This is a genomic window from Bacillus sp. FSL R5-0443, assembly GCF_038608285.1.
GTDB classification, from domain to species: domain Bacteria; phylum Bacillota; class Bacilli; order Bacillales; family Bacillaceae; genus Bacillus; species Bacillus velezensis.
The window spans coordinates 1,237,310-1,256,157 of the sequence record NZ_CP152013.1; the positions used below are offsets into that span (position 1 = coordinate 1,237,310).

The 18,848-nt window shown below is 46.5% G+C and carries 22 protein-coding genes; 16 read left to right on the forward strand and 6 right to left on the reverse strand.

The annotated features are described in order from the left end of the window. Window positions 1-30: 30 nt before the first annotated feature. The 16 genes from NYE28_RS06455 to NYE28_RS06530 all read left to right on the forward strand — a co-directional run bounded on the left by NYE28_RS06455 (window position 31) and on the right by NYE28_RS06530 (window position 14,046). Window positions 31-183, forward strand: a complete 153-nt coding sequence (locus NYE28_RS06455; RefSeq protein WP_015239684.1) for a hypothetical protein — start codon at window positions 31-33, stop codon at window positions 181-183. Then, window positions 171-5,216, forward strand: a complete 5,046-nt coding sequence (locus NYE28_RS06460) for a transglycosylase SLT domain-containing protein (RefSeq protein WP_342490337.1) — start codon at window positions 171-173, stop codon at window positions 5,214-5,216. The genes NYE28_RS06455 and NYE28_RS06460 overlap by 13 nt, the downstream gene beginning before the upstream one ends. Continuing rightward, window positions 5,209-5,868, forward strand: a complete 660-nt coding sequence (locus NYE28_RS06465) for a LysM peptidoglycan-binding domain-containing protein (RefSeq protein WP_160222995.1) — start codon at window positions 5,209-5,211, stop codon at window positions 5,866-5,868. The genes NYE28_RS06460 and NYE28_RS06465 overlap by 8 nt, the downstream gene beginning before the upstream one ends. A gap of 13 nt (window positions 5,869-5,881) precedes the next feature. Further along, window positions 5,882-6,859: a hypothetical protein gene (locus tag NYE28_RS06470; RefSeq protein WP_044802866.1), complete on the forward strand. Its 978-nt coding sequence runs from the start codon at window positions 5,882-5,884 to the stop codon at window positions 6,857-6,859. Continuing rightward, window positions 6,859-7,125 (forward strand): DUF2577 family protein, encoded by a 267-nt coding sequence (locus NYE28_RS06475; RefSeq protein WP_007610818.1) that lies wholly within the window; start codon window positions 6,859-6,861, stop codon window positions 7,123-7,125. The genes NYE28_RS06470 and NYE28_RS06475 overlap by 1 nt, the downstream gene beginning before the upstream one ends. A 103-nt stretch (window positions 7,126-7,228) precedes the next feature. Next, window positions 7,229-7,654 carry a DUF2634 domain-containing protein gene (locus NYE28_RS06480; protein WP_003154825.1) on the forward strand — a complete coding sequence of 142 codons (426 nt, stop codon included), beginning with the start codon at window positions 7,229-7,231 and terminating at the stop codon, window positions 7,652-7,654. Next, the gene (locus NYE28_RS06485; protein WP_076423970.1) at window positions 7,647-8,693 is read left to right on the forward strand and encodes a baseplate J/gp47 family protein; all 1,047 of its coding nucleotides are present in this window, start codon (window positions 7,647-7,649) and stop codon (window positions 8,691-8,693) included. The genes NYE28_RS06480 and NYE28_RS06485 overlap by 8 nt, the downstream gene beginning before the upstream one ends. After that, on the forward strand, window positions 8,677-9,255 hold the full coding sequence (locus tag NYE28_RS06490) for a YmfQ family protein (protein ID WP_015239689.1): 579 nt from the start codon (window positions 8,677-8,679) through the stop codon (window positions 9,253-9,255). Before NYE28_RS06485 ends, NYE28_RS06490 begins: the two co-directional genes overlap by 17 nt. After that, on the forward strand, window positions 9,252-9,524 hold the full coding sequence (locus tag NYE28_RS06495) for a hypothetical protein (protein WP_060674884.1): 273 nt from the start codon (window positions 9,252-9,254) through the stop codon (window positions 9,522-9,524). The genes NYE28_RS06490 and NYE28_RS06495 overlap by 4 nt, the downstream gene beginning before the upstream one ends. Window positions 9,525-9,526: 2 nt before the next feature. Next, the gene (locus tag NYE28_RS06500) at window positions 9,527-11,158 is read left to right on the forward strand and encodes a hypothetical protein (RefSeq protein WP_052827325.1); all 1,632 of its coding nucleotides are present in this window, start codon (window positions 9,527-9,529) and stop codon (window positions 11,156-11,158) included. 12 nt (window positions 11,159-11,170) lie between these two features. Beyond that, window positions 11,171-11,542 carry an XkdW family protein gene (locus NYE28_RS06505; protein ID WP_043021266.1) on the forward strand — a complete coding sequence of 124 codons (372 nt, stop codon included), beginning with the start codon at window positions 11,171-11,173 and terminating at the stop codon, window positions 11,540-11,542. 4 nt (window positions 11,543-11,546) lie between these two features. Then, on the forward strand, window positions 11,547-11,744 hold the full coding sequence (locus tag NYE28_RS06510) for an XkdX family protein (RefSeq protein WP_007610833.1): 198 nt from the start codon (window positions 11,547-11,549) through the stop codon (window positions 11,742-11,744). Between the two features lie 56 nt (window positions 11,745-11,800). Next, window positions 11,801-12,562: a phage portal protein gene (locus NYE28_RS06515; protein WP_342490338.1), complete on the forward strand. Its 762-nt coding sequence runs from the start codon at window positions 11,801-11,803 to the stop codon at window positions 12,560-12,562. Window positions 12,563-12,613: 51 nt separating this feature from the next. After that, window positions 12,614-12,877 (forward strand): hemolysin XhlA family protein, encoded by a 264-nt coding sequence (locus NYE28_RS06520; protein WP_003154815.1) that lies wholly within the window; start codon window positions 12,614-12,616, stop codon window positions 12,875-12,877. A gap of 13 nt (window positions 12,878-12,890) precedes the next feature. Beyond that, window positions 12,891-13,154, forward strand: a complete 264-nt coding sequence (locus NYE28_RS06525) for a phage holin (protein ID WP_003154813.1) — start codon at window positions 12,891-12,893, stop codon at window positions 13,152-13,154. A gap of 13 nt (window positions 13,155-13,167) precedes the next feature. Then, complete coding sequence (locus NYE28_RS06530; RefSeq protein WP_063095494.1) at window positions 13,168-14,046, forward strand: N-acetylmuramoyl-L-alanine amidase; 879 nt, start codon at window positions 13,168-13,170, stop codon at window positions 14,044-14,046. 34 nt (window positions 14,047-14,080) lie between these two features. Here NYE28_RS06530 and NYE28_RS06535 read toward each other — a convergent pair whose 3' ends face one another. From NYE28_RS06535 to NYE28_RS06560, 6 genes are all read right to left on the reverse strand, one after another. Next, window positions 14,081-14,206, reverse strand: coding sequence for a hypothetical protein (locus NYE28_RS06535; protein WP_023356844.1), 126 nt, complete (start codon window positions 14,204-14,206; stop codon window positions 14,081-14,083). Window positions 14,207-14,302: 96 nt separating this feature from the next. Continuing rightward, complete coding sequence (locus tag NYE28_RS06540; protein ID WP_003154807.1) at window positions 14,303-14,473, reverse strand: type II toxin-antitoxin system SpoIISB family antitoxin; 171 nt, start codon at window positions 14,471-14,473, stop codon at window positions 14,303-14,305. Next, complete coding sequence (locus NYE28_RS06545; protein WP_076423978.1) at window positions 14,474-15,220, reverse strand: type II toxin-antitoxin system SpoIISA family toxin; 747 nt, start codon at window positions 15,218-15,220, stop codon at window positions 14,474-14,476. A gap of 107 nt (window positions 15,221-15,327) precedes the next feature. Further along, window positions 15,328-16,326 (reverse strand): inorganic phosphate transporter, encoded by a 999-nt coding sequence (locus NYE28_RS06550; RefSeq protein WP_007407255.1) that lies wholly within the window; start codon window positions 16,324-16,326, stop codon window positions 15,328-15,330. A 12-nt stretch (window positions 16,327-16,338) separates the two neighbouring features. Next, entirely contained in the window at window positions 16,339-16,956 is a 618-nt protein-coding gene (locus NYE28_RS06555) for a DUF47 domain-containing protein (protein ID WP_003154804.1), read from the reverse strand. Between the two features lie 285 nt (window positions 16,957-17,241). Next, window positions 17,242-18,558, reverse strand: a complete 1,317-nt coding sequence (locus tag NYE28_RS06560; protein ID WP_007407254.1) for an amino acid permease — start codon at window positions 18,556-18,558, stop codon at window positions 17,242-17,244. Between the last annotated feature and the right edge of the window lie 290 nt (window positions 18,559-18,848).

Genomic DNA, 18,848 nt, shown 5'->3' on the forward strand with positions numbered 1-18,848 from the left:
AATAAGGAAGCCGTGTATCTCTATTACGCGATGCATGAGCTTCATTATTCTCCATCAGAACTGAAAGAGTTATATGAAGCACCGAGACATTTTAAGGCGCTGTTGTACGGTTTAATCGGTTACAAGCTGGACATTCTTGAAAAACAAGCGAAGAAAGGGGGAGCGACATCATGGCAAAGCTGACCGCCCGTTTTGAATTGGAAGATCGGGTTTCAAAGAAAATAAGGAAAATCCAAAATGGCTTCAGAGCGCTTGAGAAATACAGGAAAATGACAAAACGCCAAAGTGAAATTGATATACGCAAAGAGAGTAAATCAGTTTTAAGAACAATTGACCGCATTCAGCGCTCTATGAAAAGAAAGCTGGGCGCACAAATGATCTCTATTTCAGCTGAAGACGGAGCCAGTGCCGTCATTCAAAAGGTGCAAGCCCAATTAGCGGGTCTGCCTGCGTCTTTAACCATTAAAATAGGAGCAAAAGACAGCGCGACAGCGGCATTTGAGAGATTGCGGGATCTGGCTGCCGGTTTTAAAGGATTTACCGTTTCACTTTATGCGTCAGACGAAGTGACCCCTGCCATGGAACGTATCAAACGCTATATGCAATCTGCGTTAAAGAACGGGTACTCTGTCACTATACGCGTCATAGATCACGTCATGAAAACAGTCGGCCGAATTTCAGCGGGCATTGATTCGCTGACGAGAAAAAACAATGTTATTCAATTATCGTTAAACGAAAAGGTGACAGCACAGCTGGCTGCAATGCAAAAGAATATGCCGGACGTCGGAAAAGCTTCTGCATCTGCTGCTCCTGCTTCGCCGAAAAACGATTTTTCAATGCTTGACTCCATTGCAGACACCTTCATGAAAAAAGTCAATGACATCGCATCCAAATTTTATCCGGAAACAATCATAGCGGAACTGGATAAATTCGCTGCAAGCTTTATGAAGAAAGCGGACGAAATCGCAAGCAAATTCAGCCCGGAGACGATTTTAGCAGAATTGGACAAGTTCACGACATCATTCATGGGGAAAGCGGACGAAATCGCAAGCAAATTCAGCCCGGAGACGATTTTAGCAGAACTCGATAAGTTCACAACGTCATTCATGGGAAAAGTGGACGAGATCGCGAGCAAATTCAGCCCGGAGACGATTTTAGCAGAGTTGGACAAGTTCACGAGCTCATTCATGGGAAAAGTAGACGAAATCGCGAGCAAATTCAGCCCGGAGACGATTTTAGCAGAATTGGACAAGTTCACGAGCTCATTCATGGGAAAAGTAGACGAAATCGCGAGCAAATTCAGCCCGGCAACGATTTTAACCGAACTGGATAAGTTCACAACGTCATTCATGGGAAAAGTGGACGAGATCGCGAGCAAATTCAGCCCGGCAACGATATTAGCCGAACTCGATAAGTTCACGACCTCATTCATGGGGAAAGTAGACGAAATCGCGAGCAAATTCAGCCCGGCAACGATATTAGCCGAACTGGACAAGTTCACGAGCTCATTCATGGGGAAAGTAGACGAAATCGCGAGTAAGTTCAGCCCTGAGACGATTTTAGCAGAGCTGGACAAGTTCACGACCTCATTCATGAGAAAAGTAGACGAAATCGCGAGCAAGTTCAGCCCTGAGGCGATATTATCAGAACTGGATAAATTCGCTGATTCGTTTATGAAAAAAGTAGACGGGGTCGTGAGTAAATTCAGTCCGGAAGCCATATTGAAAGAACTGGATAAATTCACTGATTCATTTATGAAAAAGATAGATGACGTTGTCAGTAAATTCAGTCCGGAGACCATATTGAAAGAGCTGGATCATTTTACTGATTCGTTTATGAAGAAAGTCGACGACGTTGTCGGCAAATTCAGTCCTGATAAGCTAATCGACCGCGCCGAACAATTTGTAAATGACACGATTGACCGAATTTCTGAGAAATTCGATTTTCTCAATCCGGATAAGATTTTGGAAAAAGTGGAGCAGTTTACATCCTCACTGTTCGGAGGCATTGATAAAAAGTTCGGCAAATTCAGTCCTGATGCGATCATCGAAAAAGCCGAGGCATTTGTTGATAAAATTGTCAGCAAGATTGCCAAGAAATTTGAGAAATTCAGCCCGGACAAAATCATCGAAAAAGCCGGGGAATTAATAGAAAAAATATTTTCAGGAATCGCTGAAAAATTAGGCAAACTCAATATCGGCGGATTATTAGGAGGCGGCACGAAAAAAGAAAAGAGTAAGGGCGGCCTTACTGCCGGCGGCTCCAACAGCCCGAAGCGTCCTGATCTGACAAAGGGTTCACAGCGCACGGTAACAGCGTCAAAATCTTCAGGAAAGTCAGCCAAAAAAACCGGCGGGGCTTTGGGGGGATGCTGCTGCTGTACCGGAGTGACGAGGGGCAAAAGCAGTAAAGTCGAAGAGCGGAATAAATCTTCAAAACGAGGTTCATCTGCAAAGGGAAGCAAACAGGCATCCGTAAACACGCCGAAAACAAAAGGGGCAGGTAAAGGCATCGGCGCGCTTTTGAAAGGCTTGGGAGATTCAAAGGCGCTAAAAGGCGGTATGAAAGGGTTAAAAGGTGCCGCTAAAGGAATTCCCGGCATAGGTGAATTGTTATCACTCACTGATTTAGCCGGCATCAATAAAGATAATGCAGGAGAGAAGGTCGGCTCAGCAGGCGGCGGTCTTGCCGGAGCCGCGGCCGGAGCGGCAATAGGAAGCGTTGTTCCCGGAGTGGGCACATTAATCGGCGGCGCGGTAGGCGGCATCGCCGGCAGTTTAGGCGGTTCCAGCTTGGGAGAGGCCTTTGATTCAGGAGCTTTGAAAGACACGTGGAATGATATTTCCAAAGCGGCGCAAAGTGCTTGGACAACAATACAAGATACTTGGGGAAGCGTTTCATCCTGGTTCATGGAAAATGTATGGACGCCGGTTTCATCAGCTGTCGTCGGAGTGGCGACAAGCATCTGGTCAAATATCGTGAATGCGTGGACGACGATTCAAGGGATTTTCAGCACGGTGTCATCCTGGTTCATGGAAAATGTATGGACGCCGGTTTCATCGGCTGTCGTCGGAGTGGCGACAAGCATCTGGTCAAATATCGTGAATGCGTGGACGACGATTCAAGGTGTCTTCAGCACAGTATCCGGCTGGTTTATGAGCACGGTGTGGGGGCCCGTAAAATCGGCTGTCGTCGGAGTGGCGACGTCCATTTGGAGTAAAATCACAGGAGCTTGGGATAAAATTAAATCTGTTTTCAGTACGGTTTCCGGCTGGTTCATGGATACTGTCTGGAATCCGGTGAAAGACATGGTGAAAAATGTCGGTAAAGGAATATCAGATGCTTTCCAGACTGCTTTAGATACGGTAAAGAATATATGGAAAGGGTTAAGCGGCTGGTTTGAGAAACATATAAAAGAACCTCTTGTAAAAGTGGGAACGGCCATATCAGATGCTTTTTCTGCAGCATTCGACTGGGTGAAAAAGATTTGGGATAAAACCGGCGGCAAAATGATTTCAGGCATAATGAACTTTGTCACAGGAGGCGGCGGAGATAAAAAGAAAAAACCGGACAAAAACGCCACAGGAGGCTACATTACAAAGCCGACCATTTCCTGGATTGGTGAAGCCGGTAAAGAATTTGTCATTCCCGTCGACAACAATCGCGGACGCGGAAAGATGCTGCTTTCACAAGCTGCGTCTAAGCTCGGCATGCGTGTTGTCGATGATATGGGCGCGGCTTCGGCTCAGTCTTCTGCTGTTCCGGCGGGAGCGGGCGGTGTTTCTTCTTCTGCATCTGTGTCGGCCGCAGCGTCTGTGGATTCTTCCGGATTTGCCGGGACGGCTTCATCACTCGGCAAACAGTTTACTGAAGGCTTTGACAGCGGAATCAGCAAAAAAGCGGTGGATATGGACGGCTGGAAGGAAAAAAACATCGGAACGCCGTTCAATGCCCTCATTTCGTCTTCATCCGGTTACGGAAAGCAAGTCGTTGCGGGCTATGCCAAAGGTCAGAATACTTCGCCGACGGGCACCGATTCATTTTTAAAAACAAAGGTGAAAACACCTTATCAATCGGCGGTTAATCAATCGTCATCATGGGGCGCCGCAACGGTGAAAGGATATTCGGCCGGACAGAATGCAAAAGATACGGGAACGTCGCAATACGTAAGCACACATATCAATAAACCGTTTGTGCAATCAAGAGATTCCGCGAACGGCTGGGGGTCAGGCCTGATCGGACACTTCGTATCAGGGATGACTGCAAAAGGAAGCGAAGTCAAACAGGCGGCCAAAGATATGGCCAAAAAAGTCGAGGACGCATTCAGGGAAGAGCTTGATATTCACTCTCCTTCCCGTGTCATGATGAGCCTCGGGCGCTTTGCTTCAGTCGGCGTCGTCAAAGGGCTCAGCTCAGTTGACGTGAAAAAATACGCCGAAAAACAGGCAGGCTCGCTTGCAGCAGCCTTTTCCGGCATGGGTGCAGCGGGAGGAAGCGTCAAAGAGTGGCTTTTGGCCGCAATGAAAGCAACCAATACGCCGATCAGCTGGCTTCCGGGATTAATGACGATCGCACAGCATGAGTCAGGCGGCAACCCTAATTCCATTAATCTATGGGACAGCAACGCCAAAGCCGGACACCCGTCACAGGGGCTTATGCAGACGATTCCAAGCACCTTTGAAGATCACAAAGCGCCGGGTATGAATGATATCAGAAATCCAATTCACAACGCCGCTGCCGCTATCGGCTATATTAAAAGCCGATACGGCTCGATCAGCAATGTCCCCGGGATTAAAAGTATGGCTCATGGAGGCCCTTACGTCGGTTATGCCAATGGGGGTCTGATTACCAAGGAGCAGATCGCCCGTGTCGGCGAAGGGAACAAACGGGAGTGGATCATCCCTGAAGAGCGGGGCATCCGCGGCCGTTATCTGCTGCAACAAGCCGCTCAAGCGCTCGGCATGGAAGTGTCCGATCCGTCCCAGACGGAACCGGCGGCGCTTTCAGCCGGCACGGTTTCCGCAGCCGTTAAAGGCGGCGGACAAACCGTTCAAAAAACGGGAACAAAAGAAATTAAAATCGAATTCAGCGGCGATCAGCATTTCCATAACGGACAGGACGCCGACAGCCTCGCCGCCAAAATCAAACAGGCGCTGATTGATGAACTGCAAAAAGACATTTATACCGGAGCAAAGGGGGCCGTTGCTTTTGACTAAATCTGTTTACGAATTTTGGCTGTCTCAGGGGAAGGACAAGCTCCGGCTTCCCGTTCTCCCTGAAGCGATTGATATCGCAAACAGCGTGCAGAATGATTCCGTGAAAGTCACCGGACTTGGAGAGGTGACGTTTATCGAAGAACCGGGAGCGAAAGAAATTTCGTTCTCTTCTTTTTTTCCGAAACGGTACAGCCCGATTGCCGAATATCAAAGCATCCCTTCGCCGGAAAAAGCCATTTCAGCCATTGAAGCATGGATGAAAGCGAAAAAACCCGTTCAGTTTTTGATTACAGGGACAAAAATCAATGTCACATGCAGCATTGAAAGCTTTAATTACAGCGAAGGTGACAATGAAATCGGTGACTGGAATTTTGATATCGTACTGAAAGAATATAAAACCGCTTCGCCAAGAAAAATCAAACAAAAGAAAAAAACGAAAGCGAAGCGCCCGTCCAAAGCTTCACCCAAAACATATACCGTCAAAAAAGGGGATACGCTTTGGGACATCGCCGGCAAGTTTTACGGAAAACACACGGAGTGGCGGAAAATCTGGAACGCGAATAAAACCCCCATGATTAAGCGCAGCAAACGGAATATCCGGCAGCCGGGGCATTGGATCTTCCCGGGGCAGAAGCTGAAGATACCGCAATGAAACGGGTGAAAAGATGATTGAACTATTTGTCATAAAAGAAACGGAGTGGCTCGAGCTTGTCACAGAAAGCGTAACGCTGGAAGGACACAGATATCAGGCGCCCCGCTCCATCGAAGCGACGATTGTCGTAAAGCAGGGCAGCCAGACGTATTACGGTGTATCGGAGGGGGATACGGTTTTGTTCAAATGGAACGGAAAAGAACTGTTCCGCGGCATTGTTTTTGCAAGAACGCCCGATGAGCATACCGTCGCCTTCACCGCATACGATATGCTCCAATACCTTGTGAAAAACCAGGACGTTTACGTGTTTTCCAACAAGCGCGCCGATCAAATATTAAAAAGGATCGCCAGCGATTTTCAAATTCCCGTCACATCCATTGCCAACACAGGCCATACCATTAAATCACTCGTTTTTAAAAATGATACAAGTCTTTACGATATGATGCTAAAAGCGTTAAAGCAGACAAAAAGCCAGACGGGGCGCAATTATCAGCTCTATTCAGAAAAAGGCAGGCTCGGCTTGCGTGAATGGCCGGAGCCGTCTGACATATGGGTGCTGGAAACAGGAGTTAATATCACAGGGTATCAATACAGCACCTCAATTGATGACACCGCAACCCGTGTCGTCATGCGGCTGCAAAAAGACAATAAAACGATAAAGGCTTCCGCGTCAGACAGCGCGGGCATGAAAACATTCGGCGTTTTGCAGTATACCGAAACGGTTTCTGACGACATTAATGAAGCCCAGCTGAAACAGCGCGCAAAAGTGAAGCAGGCTGAGAAAAAAGGCGTTAAGAAAGAGCTGAAAAATATACAGGCAATCGGTATTCCTGGGTTGGAAAGCGGATTGCCTGTCTATATTTCAATTCCGGAAATCGGGCTGAAGAAAACCTATTATGTAGATACGGACCGCCATGAATTCCAAGGAACAAAACATACCATGACGATTGACGTCACGGAGAAAAATTCACTGCCGGAGGGGACATCCTGATGAGATTAAGTGATGCCATTAAACATTTAGCCGTCGGAGCGGTTGACGCCGAAGCGCCGGTGGAGCTGATGCCGGCCGAAGTGACCTCCGTTTCGCCGCTCGAGCTGAAATTGAAAGATCACGACAAACTTTTGATTCCGTCTGATGCACTCATTGTGCCGAAGCGGCTGAGATCCGGAGAAGATGATCAGCTCCAGGCGGGAGATCGGGTGATGACCGCCGCCTTAACAGGAGGACAGTCTTTCTTTGTACTGGACAAAATTTAACCGGCATCCGGACGGAGATGTACGAGAATATCAGCCTATTAAAGCCGCTTCATCTGCCGAAGAGGGCTTTTTTACATGAACAAATCTAAAAGGAGCGGGTGCAATGGCCCTGACACCGGAAATCGAATTTGAAGATTTGGAGGATGCGAGTGAGGCCGTTGAGACTTCACAAACCTACCGAATTGATTTTGAAAACAACCGGATTACCAATGAACTGATAAACGGACTGGACGCAATCAGACAATTTGTCTATATCGCTCTTCACACAGAACGGTATTCATATTCGGTTTTCAGCCATGATATCGGAAATGAACTGCAGGAAGTGCTTTCAGATCAGAACACGACGGATGCTTATAAAAAAATGGAGATTCCAAGACTGATAGAAGAAGCCTTGCTGTATGATGACCGTATTTTGGCCGTTACCAATTTTGAGATTGAGAAAAAAGATGATGCCTTCATCGTCTCTTTTACCGTTGAAACTGATGAGGGCATGCTTGAGATAGAGGAGGTGCTGGGTGAGGATGTTTGAAGCTCAGACGTTTGACGACATTATGGACAGAATGCTGGCGCGCATTACGGCAGATATTGATACGAGAGAAGGCAGCGTCATTTACAATGCGCTCGCGCCTGCGGCCGCTGAGCTCGCAAAGTCTTATATTTGGCTGGATACCGTGCTGGAGCTCGTGTTTTCCGATACGGCTCAGGGAGAATTTCTGGACAGGCGTGCTGCTGAAGCGGGAATTGAACGAACACCTGCCACAAAAGCGGTCAGAGCAGGAGAATTTACAGCGGGCATCACCATTCCGCCAGGCTCCCGTTTCTTCGTTGATAACCTGTATTTTCAATATACGGGGGATGGAACGCTTGAATGTGAAACAGCCGGTGAAGCGGGCAATGCCGGCATTTCAGGGCAGAACCTGCTGCCGCTTGATACGATACCCGGGCTTGAGAAAGCAGTCGTGCGCGATATATTAATTCCCGGCCGTGAGGAAGAAGATGACAACAGCTTAAGGGCGCGCTATTTTACCCGTGTCCGCCGGGAAGCAGTCAGCGCAAATAAACAGCATTATAAACAATGGGCCGAAGAGGTTGACGGCGTCGGCAGAGCGAAAATCTTTCCGCTTTGGAACGGAGACGGAACGGTGAAGGTTGTCATCACAAATGCGAATTTGGAACCGGCATCAGATATTCTGATCAAAAAAGTAAAGGATTATATTGATCCGGACGAAGGGCAGGGAGAAGGACAGGCGCCGATCGGAGCGGCAGTAACGGTGGAAAGCGCCGTATGGAAGGAAATCGAAATCTCCGCTTCCGTGCTGCCTGAGCTGAACAGCTCGATCGATGACGTAAAAGCGGAGATTGAAAAAGGCGTCCTGAATTTATTTAAGAAAATGGCCTTCGAAGAAAACACCGTCCGTCTATCACAAATAAACAACATCGTTTATAACTCGGCATCCGTCAGTGACTACGCTGATATCAAAATGAACGGTGCGGCGGAAAACCTCGTGCTCAGTGACGTGGAAATTCCTAAACTCAAAGAGGTGACAATCCTTGAGCAGACTCGATGAGATGACGGCGTACCTCCCGCCGTTTTTAACCCGATTAAAGGAGATGGCACAACTGCTTGAGGCGGAAGCTCCCGAGTTTGAGCGGCAGAATAACGATATTTTCGATTTGACAGATCAGCTCTTTATCACGACGGCGACGTGGGGGCTTGAACGCTGGGAAAAAATATTAAAAATACCGCGGGAATCAGGTGACACGGAGGATATGAGACGGCTCAGGCTGATTTCAAAGATGTCGAATATTCCGCCCATCACACATCAAGCGATCGAGCAGGCGCTAAACCGTTTTTTAAAACATCCGTCAGCTTACGTTCGGATGTTTCCGGGGCAGTATCGTTTTTATGCCGATATCGGGCTTGATGACCTGCAGCACATGAACGAGCTGATTGAAACACTTGAAAAAATCAAACCTGCTCATTTGGCGTATACACTGAGAGCCGCATTAAACGAAACACTGGAAATCAAAGACCGGGTCATTCTCAACAATCGGAGATACCGAAAAGTCAGTGAACTGAAGGTCGGTTATTCCGTCACACTCAACAATAACGAGGTGGTCTTACCATGATATCAGCCGCTTACAGACAGCGTGCCGCAGCCGATCTGAAAAACAGGATCACAAAAGTGCTGTTAAACGGAAAAGAAACTCCGATTGCGGACATTTCCGTAAAAGAAGCCGCAGTCACCGTTCTCACACGCAGGGAAGAAGACGTCAAACACATTGAAACCGTGCAGATGCTTGACGAAACAGGAAGCGTCATCACAGAACGAAAAACAAATTTAGATCTCAGCAATAACAGAACGCTTGATTTAAGATTTACCTTTGAGGTGGTGTAACGATGGCTTACGAAGAAAAAACAGACTGGCTTCCGGACGATCCGATTAACGAAGATGACGTCAACCGCTGGGAAAAAGGCATAAATGACGCACACACGGATCTGGCGGCCCATAAAAACGACATGAACAACCCGCACAAAACGACAAAGGCGCAAATCGGCCTCGGAAACGTGGACAATGTCCAGCAGGCAGCAAAGAAAGATTTTGATCAGCACAATCAAGATCTGGACCGGCATGTGACGAAAGCTGAGAAGGATACATGGAATGCAGGACAGCTGTTTAAATTAACGGAAGATAATGGGTTGGCAAAGTATCGAAGCGGTGCTGACTTTAATACGGTAACGGATACAGGTTTATATTATATGAGCAGTGTCACGACCGCATTAAACGCGCCAGTGAATAATAACGGGTATTTGTTTGTTCACAACTACGGAACGTATGCTTATCAGGAATATACGTCCTATAGCAGCAGCGACTCAACGTCGTCAGGCCGCCGAAAGTTTATGCGTAATAAAATCTCAGGCTCGGATTCTTGGACGTCATGGCGTGAGTTTGAGTCAGTGGAAGGATCGCAGTCAAAGGTCGATGCACATGCTAATAAAACAGATATTCACGTAACAAAATCTGATAAGGATAAATGGAACAATGCGCAGTTAAATAAAATTTCGAATGATGACGGCCAGCCGTTATTTAATGTCACAACTGATCTTCATGCTGAATTGTTAAATTATCCTTCATTGACCTATTTCTCATATGAAAAAACTGCGGCGAATACCCCTCCTGCAGGCGGACGCGGGTTTTGGACCTGCAGTGTCGGAAAGTCATATGGTCATGTTCTTGCCATGACAAATGACAACAGAACATTCCGTAAGTCTTTGGCAAATAATGTTTGGAGTGATTGGGTTGAGTTGGACAACACAGAAGCTGTACAAAAACTAGTAGACGCTCACGCTAATAAAAAAGACATCCATGTCACACAGGCGGATAAAAATATGTGGAACGGGGCACAGCTTTCGAAAATAACAAACGATAACGGCGGCTATCTTCTTACAATTGGTGATGATGATAACTTTCTTGAAAAAATCGTTAAAAACGGCAGGGCGTTCGGCACCTTTTATTCAACCGGCAAAGCGGCAGACAGTCCGAGCAGCGCTTCGACCCGCGGCATGTTTCATTTTACCTCTCTTGACAGTGAGGGAAAGGGAACGTTTGGGTATGTCATTGCCGTTGATTATAAAAATAATATGTTCACGAACTATTTGGATTTGAACTTGGGCTGGCAGGGCTGGCGTCGCCTCATTACTGAACTTGATACTGAGAATGTACCTTGGATCAATGTTCCTTATAAAAATGGCGCTAAATCAGGAGACAGGCCGCTTCAATACCGCAAAGTGGGAAACACCCTTCACCTGAACGGACACGTTCTTACGGACAGAGAAGTGGTATTCGGGAGTGTGCCATCCTCTTGTGCGCCGGCCAAAGGCGTTGTGACGATGGTTGCAGCCAGCGGCACCACCGGTTACAGCAAATTTATTATTTATTCTAATGGAGATATGAAGCTGACGGGAATTATGGCCAATATAGAAAGTAATGTGAACGGCTATTATATTGACCTTGTTTTGGCACTCACGTAAAGGAGCGAGAATATGAAATTAATATTTCCGTATGACAATAACAACATTTATACAGGCACTCCGGTTGAGCTTTATCCGGATTCTGAGACAGGAAATTATATGCTGCCGCCTAACGCTGCGGACTTTCCGCCGGAAATAAACGGCGAAGGCATGTGGCGCCCATTTTTTGATGAAGAGAAACAAGAATGGGTGGAAACCGCTGACGAAGCATATAAAGACAGCTTAAAAAAAGATACGGCTCCCGATTCAAACCAGCTTGCAGGCCTCGGCGGACAGCTGGCGAATGAGAAATTGGCCAGAAAAGCAGCCGAACAAGCGCAGCAGTCACTCGGCAGGCAATTAGCGTCTTTAAAATTAGAATTATTAAACGTAAAAGGAGAATGAAAAAATGAAGAGACTTAACTTTTGGGTTTACGCTTTGTTTTATAAGTGGGCCTCAATAGAAATGGTCAAACAAGCTATGGGCTATGATGACTGCTCTGCCGAAGATCTGGCTGAAGGTGTGGCCGCGAAGTATATCACGCCTGAGGAATTTCAAGAAATAACGGGTGAAACATACGAAAATTATAAAAATGCTGTGTCATAAGCCAAACGGCTTTTTTTATTTGTCATTTTTAATAAATGAGAAAAGGAGGACGGCCGATGAAAAAGCATTCATTTGAATTTCCCGCCGATCAACTTGGCAGACCCGGCGCCGTAAAAGCTTATCGCGGTAACAAAAACGATTATGTCACACCTGTTGCTGATTTGTCCGGAATGGCAGAGCTTCTTACCAATACGCCGCTAGAAGCGATTGAAGTTTACAGCCAATTCGGACAAGACCGTTTAGGAGCCGTCTTAATAGACAGAGTACAGGGGTGGGCTTATTCGGACCGCAGCGGAACTCTTTTTATCGAAGAGAGCGAGGATAACAATTCGTGGACAGCTTCACATTTTGTCGCAGTCAAAGGCGGAGTGCTGACCGCTTCGGGGTGGGTCTGCCTGACAAAACGATATTACCGGTTCCGTTTTGAAAACGGAAATCAAAAGCAGTCCGAATTTGTTTTATACCAATCTGTCGGTACGGGCGGTGATATGGCGTTTTCATATACAGACGTGATTTTTCATGAAAATGCAGCAGAGGCGGGCGAGGGAAGCATCTTCTCGGCGGGCGCTTGGAAAAAATTTCTCGTCGAAATCACCGGCACGGCTGAGTCGGGCCATGTCGCGTTTTGGGGGAGATCCATCTCGGGAAAAAACGTGCCGATCAGAGGAATCAGGTCTGAAGACGGAACATCAGCCGCCGGTACATCAGGCACAGACGAAGTGTGGTCATTTGATATTGCCGGTTTTAAGGAAATCATCATGGAAATCAAAAGCATTTCCGGCGGGAGCCTTTCTGTCAAAGGCACGGCATTTTCTTAAGAATGAAGCTTCCGAAGGGAGGTGAGAACAATGTAAGAGGGGGGAGCGGAAGTGCTTCTGGATGAACAAGCGGTGCAAAAAGAATTCGCAGGCATCAAAGGTGAACAAAAGGTGCTTGAACAGCGGGTAGCCGCATTAGAGCGGGTATCCGACCGGCAGGATCAGCAAATCATGACGCTGAATGAAAAACTGAACAAAATTGACGAAAACACAACATGGATTAAGCGGACCATTACAGGAGCGATCGTGACAGCAATCTGCACGGGCGTCATTGGCGGAGCCATCGCCATCATGTACAATCTGCTGCAAAAGTAAGGGGGAAACCGATATGAAATTCGCGGACAAAGGCACGGTCGTCAGGACGGTGCTTCTTTTGCTTGCTCTATTGAATCAAACTTTGCTGATGTTCGGCAAATCGCCGCTGAATATTCAGGAGGACCAGGTCAGCCAGCTTGCAGATACGCTGTATGCCGCCGGGTCGGCCGTTTTTACAATCATAACGACTGCCGCCGCCTGGTTTAAAAACAATTACGTTACAGCAAAAGGGAAAAAACAGCAGGCTTTATTAAAAATAAACAATTTATCGAAATAGGAGAGATGAGAATATGGTAAAAATCACACAGGATTTTATCCCGGCAGGAAACAATAACCGCCCAGGCTATGCAATGACACCGATTTACATTACGGTGCACAATACAGCCAATACCGCAGTCGGAGCTAACGCCAAAAGTCACGCAAGCTATGTGAAAAATCCCGATACACCGACAAGCTGGCATTTCACAGTCGATGATACGGAAATTTATCAGCATCTTCCGCTGAACGAAAGCGGCTGGCATGCCGGTGACGGAAACGGGGACGGCAACCGTAAATCCATCGGTATTGAAATTTGTGAAAACGCAGACGGCAACTTTTCACAGGCCGTGGCAAACGCCCAATGGCTCATCCGCACATTAATGACCTCTCACGGCATCACGCTTGCAAATGTCGTTGCGCACAAGCATTGGTCAGGAAAACTTTGTCCGAGAAGACTGTTGGATACATGGGATGAGTTTAAAGCGGGAATCGGTTCTGGGGAAAGACAGACGTATACCGTCCAAAAAGGAGATACGCTGTCGGCGATCGCGCGGAAATTCGGCGTCAGCGTGGCCGATCTGCAGAAATGGAATAACATCGCTGACCCGAACCTGATTAAAGTCGGACAAGTACTGATCGTCAGCCCGCCGGTTGAAGCACTGTATTCTCTTCCGGACGAGGTGATTCAGCTGACAGAGCCGTACACGTCCGGCGAAAAGGTATACCAGGTGCAAAACGCGCTCGCCGCGCTTTATTTCTATCCTGAAAAAGGAGCTGTCAATAACGGAATTGACGGTATCTACGGTCTGAAAACCGCAGATGCCGTGGCCCGCTTCCAATCTGTAAACGGACTGACGTCTGACGGCGTCTACGGCCCCGCTGTAAAAGCGAAAATTCTGATGCAGCTTTAACAAAAAAGGCTGAGTCCCGTTCACATTGCGGGATTCAGCCTTTTTTCTTTTTTAACCGGTTCAATAGCCTGAGATTCCTCGCCCGCATCCTCAGCGAATAAGCGGAAAGCCCGAAGCGTCCGTAATCCACAAACTTTACGCGCCTGACAATTTTCTTCACATCATCACCTGTCGCATCTCTTTGTTGGTTTTATTATATGAAAGATAAGGAAAAAAGGAATAAGGACAAGAGCCGTGTCTCCTGTCCTTAGTGTAATCAAGCTTTTTTTTGTTTATACTTGTCAATCAGCCGCTCGTTTTCTTTGAAAATTCTGGCGGTATGAGGGCTGACCTGGTAACTTGCGATACTTGTCATTGAACGTTTTTTAAACATTTTGAACGGTTTCGCTCTTTGTTCCGGCTGCCCGTTTTGAAATGCCTGCTCCATTTAACCGTCACCTTCCTCTTCTATTGGCAGCATTAAATCATAAATGCTCGTTAGCGATGTGAAAAGCAAATAATCGAATTCCGTCAACAGGTTTTCCGACGTGAGTTTGATCACGTAATGGCGGTTCTGGACTGTAAACGGAATAAGCACAAGCCTGCCTTTTTGATCATAGTAGACGTCTTTACGGTTAAGACGGGACTGAACGTCCGCCGCATCAGGCATATGCTCCGTCAAGCGGTCCTTTTCCGATTGTGCGGAATAGTCGCACAAGGAAGCCGTGACATTCATTTTTTCGGCATAAGCGGCCAGCAGTCTGCTGATGCCTTCCGCATAAGCTTCTGTACTTCCATAATATACATGGATCGGTTCATTTTTCAACAGATATTGATAGGTTTTCAGTTTTTCAAGATAGGAGTGAAGCATTTCGTTATTTTCTTCTAAAATTTCCCGCGTATCCGTCTCTAATTCATTGCCGGCGAGCTTTTTGATATACGCGCTCAAAAAGATAAACGCATCAATAAGGGCAAAGCAGACGGCAACAATCAAATATTGTCTCCATGCGGCAAAGAGCGATTCAGGATCATATGTCCAATAGACCATGGAGCCCAGTACAAATAGTAAATACCACGTTTTACGGATGGCAAACATTTTTTCTTTTACCTTTGCCTCATACCGCCAGGATGCGTACACATATAAAATGAGCGCGGCCGCCATCGTCCACACCATGATCTGAAAAAACAAAAGCATGAGCATCCCTCACAATTTGAAAAATGGTCTGCTATGTTCATTCTATGTCATGACATCATTTTCCTGTCACAAAAAAAACCGCTTCTGTAAAGAAGCGGATGCCGTCATTAGAAAAAGAGATCTAAGATGAAAAAGGCGATGGCGCCGAGTGTACCTGCAATCGGCAGGGTGATGACCCATGTAATGAGCATCCGTTTAGCCGTTCCCCAGTTTACGCCTTTTACGCGGTGGGAAGCGCCCACACCGAGAATGGAAGACGAAATGACGTGCGTCGTGCTGACAGGGAGATGAATAAACGTGGCCCCGAAAATAATGGCTGCGCCGGTTAAGTCGGCAGATACGCCGTTTACCGGACGGATTTTCATAATTTTTCCGCCGACGGTTTTAATGATTTTCCAGCCGCCGATGGATGTGCCGAGACCCATTGCCAGGGCACAAGAGAGCTGCACCCAAAAAGGAATGGCATCACTTTTATGTAAATTGGCCGTCATAAGCGCCATCGTAATGATACCCATCGCTTTTTGCGCGTCGTTCGTTCCGTGTGTATAGGACTGAATGGCAGCCGTCAAAATCTGCACTCTGCGGAAGCGTTTATTTGTTTTCGCCAGATTGCTGTCTTTAAAAATCAGCTTCACGATCGAATATACGATAAAGCCGAGAACAAAGGCGATGATCGGTGATAAAATAAGTGCTTCGATAATTTTAATGAACCCTTTATAATTAAGCGTTGCAAAACCTGACGCTGCAATGGCCGCTCCGGCGATCGCTCCGATAATCGCATGTGAAGAGCTGCTCGGAATGCCGAAATACCATGTGATCAAGTTCCAGACGATTGCGGCGAGTAAAGCCGCCAGAATGACAACTGACCCGTTGTCTAATGTATAAGGATTCACAATGTCCTTTGTAATGGTTTTCGCCACACCGGTAAATGTCATCGCTCCGAGAAAGTTCATGATGGCGGCCATAACGATTGCGTGCCGCGGCTTCAGCGCTTTTGTCGAAACTGAGGTGGCGATTGCGTTTGCGGTATCGTGAAATCCGTTAATGAAGTCAAATACCAAAGCGCATATGACAATTAATATCGTTAAAAGTAATAGAGTATCCATTATAACCCCTCGTTACGCGTTTTTCATAATAATGGTTTCAAGGTTATTGGCAACGCTTTGGCAAGAGTCGGCAATTTCCTCAAGCGTTTCGTAAATTTCGCGGTACTGAATCACTTTAATCGGATCGGTTTCTGTGCCGAACAGATTTTTTAATGATTTACGGTGCAGGTTATCACAGCTGTGCTCGTATTCCTTAATTTTAATGGCGTGAGGGTGAATGTCCTTCAATCGGTTTTCTGCAAGAAGTTCAATCGTGATTAAAATTTCCTTCGCGCACTCTCTGATGTATCCGCTGAACTTATCGATATGCTCATCGGAAGAAGTGATCGAGAAAATCTCCATCATTGCTGAAAAATGTTCGATTCCGTCAAGCACGTCATCGAGGCTGTTTGTCAGCTCAAGGATGTCTTCACGTTCAATGGGAGTGATAAAAGCTTTGTTCAGCTCTTTAATCATAACATGAACATGATTATCTCCTTTTGTTTCAAACTCTTTTAACGTATCGGCAAATTCCTTTAAAGTCGTCTGGTTCGTCACTTTAAAGTTGACAAAATATTCTGCGGTTTCGTCTATGTTTTTTGCGATTTCTGTTAAAAGGAGTGAGAACTTATCTTTTTTTCTTTTTATCATTAAAAACCCTCCATTGTTTGAATGAGACAATGCACACATCAAATTATTATATAGCCTTTTGTCGAAAAAAAACAGATAAAGTCGAAAAAAACGCCTCTTGATTTTTTCGTAAAAACGTGTCTCATCCTGTTTTTCTTATGTTACCCACTTCGCCAAAAAAACGTAACATACTTCGAATTCAGACATCTTGCTTAAAAAGTATAACAAAAGATGTGAATTTGCTGTCAACTTTTGCACGTGATTTTGCCAGAAAAAAAACGGCTCCCGTAAAAGGAACCGTTTTTGTCAGTTTTTTCTGCCGTTTTTCAGCCAAAAATAAAGCGGCAGCCCGGCGAGGCCGATCAAGAGGGACAGCACGCAGCTCAGTGTATCTGTAATGATCGTGCTGATCAGCACAAACAGTGAACCCGCGATGGCCAAAACAGGAATGATCGGATACAAAGGCACGCTGTAGGCGCGCGGTTTTCCGCCGCTTTTTTTTCTGAGGATAAACACGGCGAAAAAGGCCATGACGTAAAAAATATAAATCATGAAAATAGAGATTTCAGACAGCTTATCGGGATTGCTGGCGATCATAAAAATAATGGCCAGCGCGATCTGAAATGACACGGCAATCCACGGGGTGCGGAACGTCGGGTGCACCCGCGAAATCTGTCCGGCAAACGGCAGCTGTTTCCGTTCCGCCATCGCAAATGAGACACGCGGAAAAGCGAGAATCTTTCCGTTTAAACAGCCGAAGATGCTGACGATGATTCCGACGCTGATCAATTTTCCTCCGATGTCGCCAAATAGCATTCCGGCAGCGGTGCCGGTCGCATTTTCACCGAGTTTGACGATGTCGGTCGCAGGAAGAATGTGCAGCAGCGCAAAGTTAATGAAAAGATAAATGGCGGTGACGACCAGCAGTCCGCCCGTCATCGCTCTCGGGAGCAGCTTTTCCGGATTTTTCATTTCGCCGCCGAGTGCCGCAAGCAGAATCCAGCCGTCATAAGCAAACAAGGTGGCCAGTATGGCAGCGCCGAAATTCATGTCCGACATGCTGCTTGTAACGGCTGTGAAAATATGCTGATCGCCTTTCCAAAGGCCGAACACGATCATGCAGATAATCGGAATCAATTTGCCGACAGTCGTAATTCCCTGGACGATGCCGCCATATTTCGTTCCGATAATGTTAATGATGCTTAAAAACAAAACGGCTGAAATCCCGATCAATTTAGACCAGCCGGAATCCCAATTGAACAAGTGCGCCATCAAAGAGCCGAAATACAAGCCGATTGCTCCGATAATGGCGGGGCCGTAAATGATAATTTGAACCCATCCGCACAAAAAGCCCCAAAATTCGCCGTACACTTCTTCTAGATATGTATAAAGTCCGCCCGTTTTCGGAATCTGAGTGCCGATTTCCGCAACGGTCAAGCCGCCGGCAAGCGTCAAAATGCCTCCTAACAGCCACGCGATAAGCGCAGTTTTCGCATCACCGGAGTAGGCAAGCACGGCGCCTGGTTTCATAAATACGCCGGAACCGATGATGGTGCCGATAACAAGTGAGAGGGCGATGGTAAGGCCGATCTCTTTTTTAAGTCCGTTCTCTTCAATCTGCATATCCTATCCCTCCAGATGTAAAATCGTCATGCTGAAAAAACTATTTTCCATATTGTAAACCCTAATTGCTGAAACGCGAATAAAATAAATTTTCTGATTTTGTTGTTTTCCCTAAAAGATAAAGGTTTCTGCTTTTGAGAAGGAAAAAATACTGTTTTAAAAGCGAACATTAATGGTTTTTTAATATCGAAGGTTCGTTATTTGGAGAGCAACAGTCTGCAGACCGTCTGTGAAGCAGATGGGTTGACTTTGCGATCCGGATAACATAAATTGTATATATATAAAATATC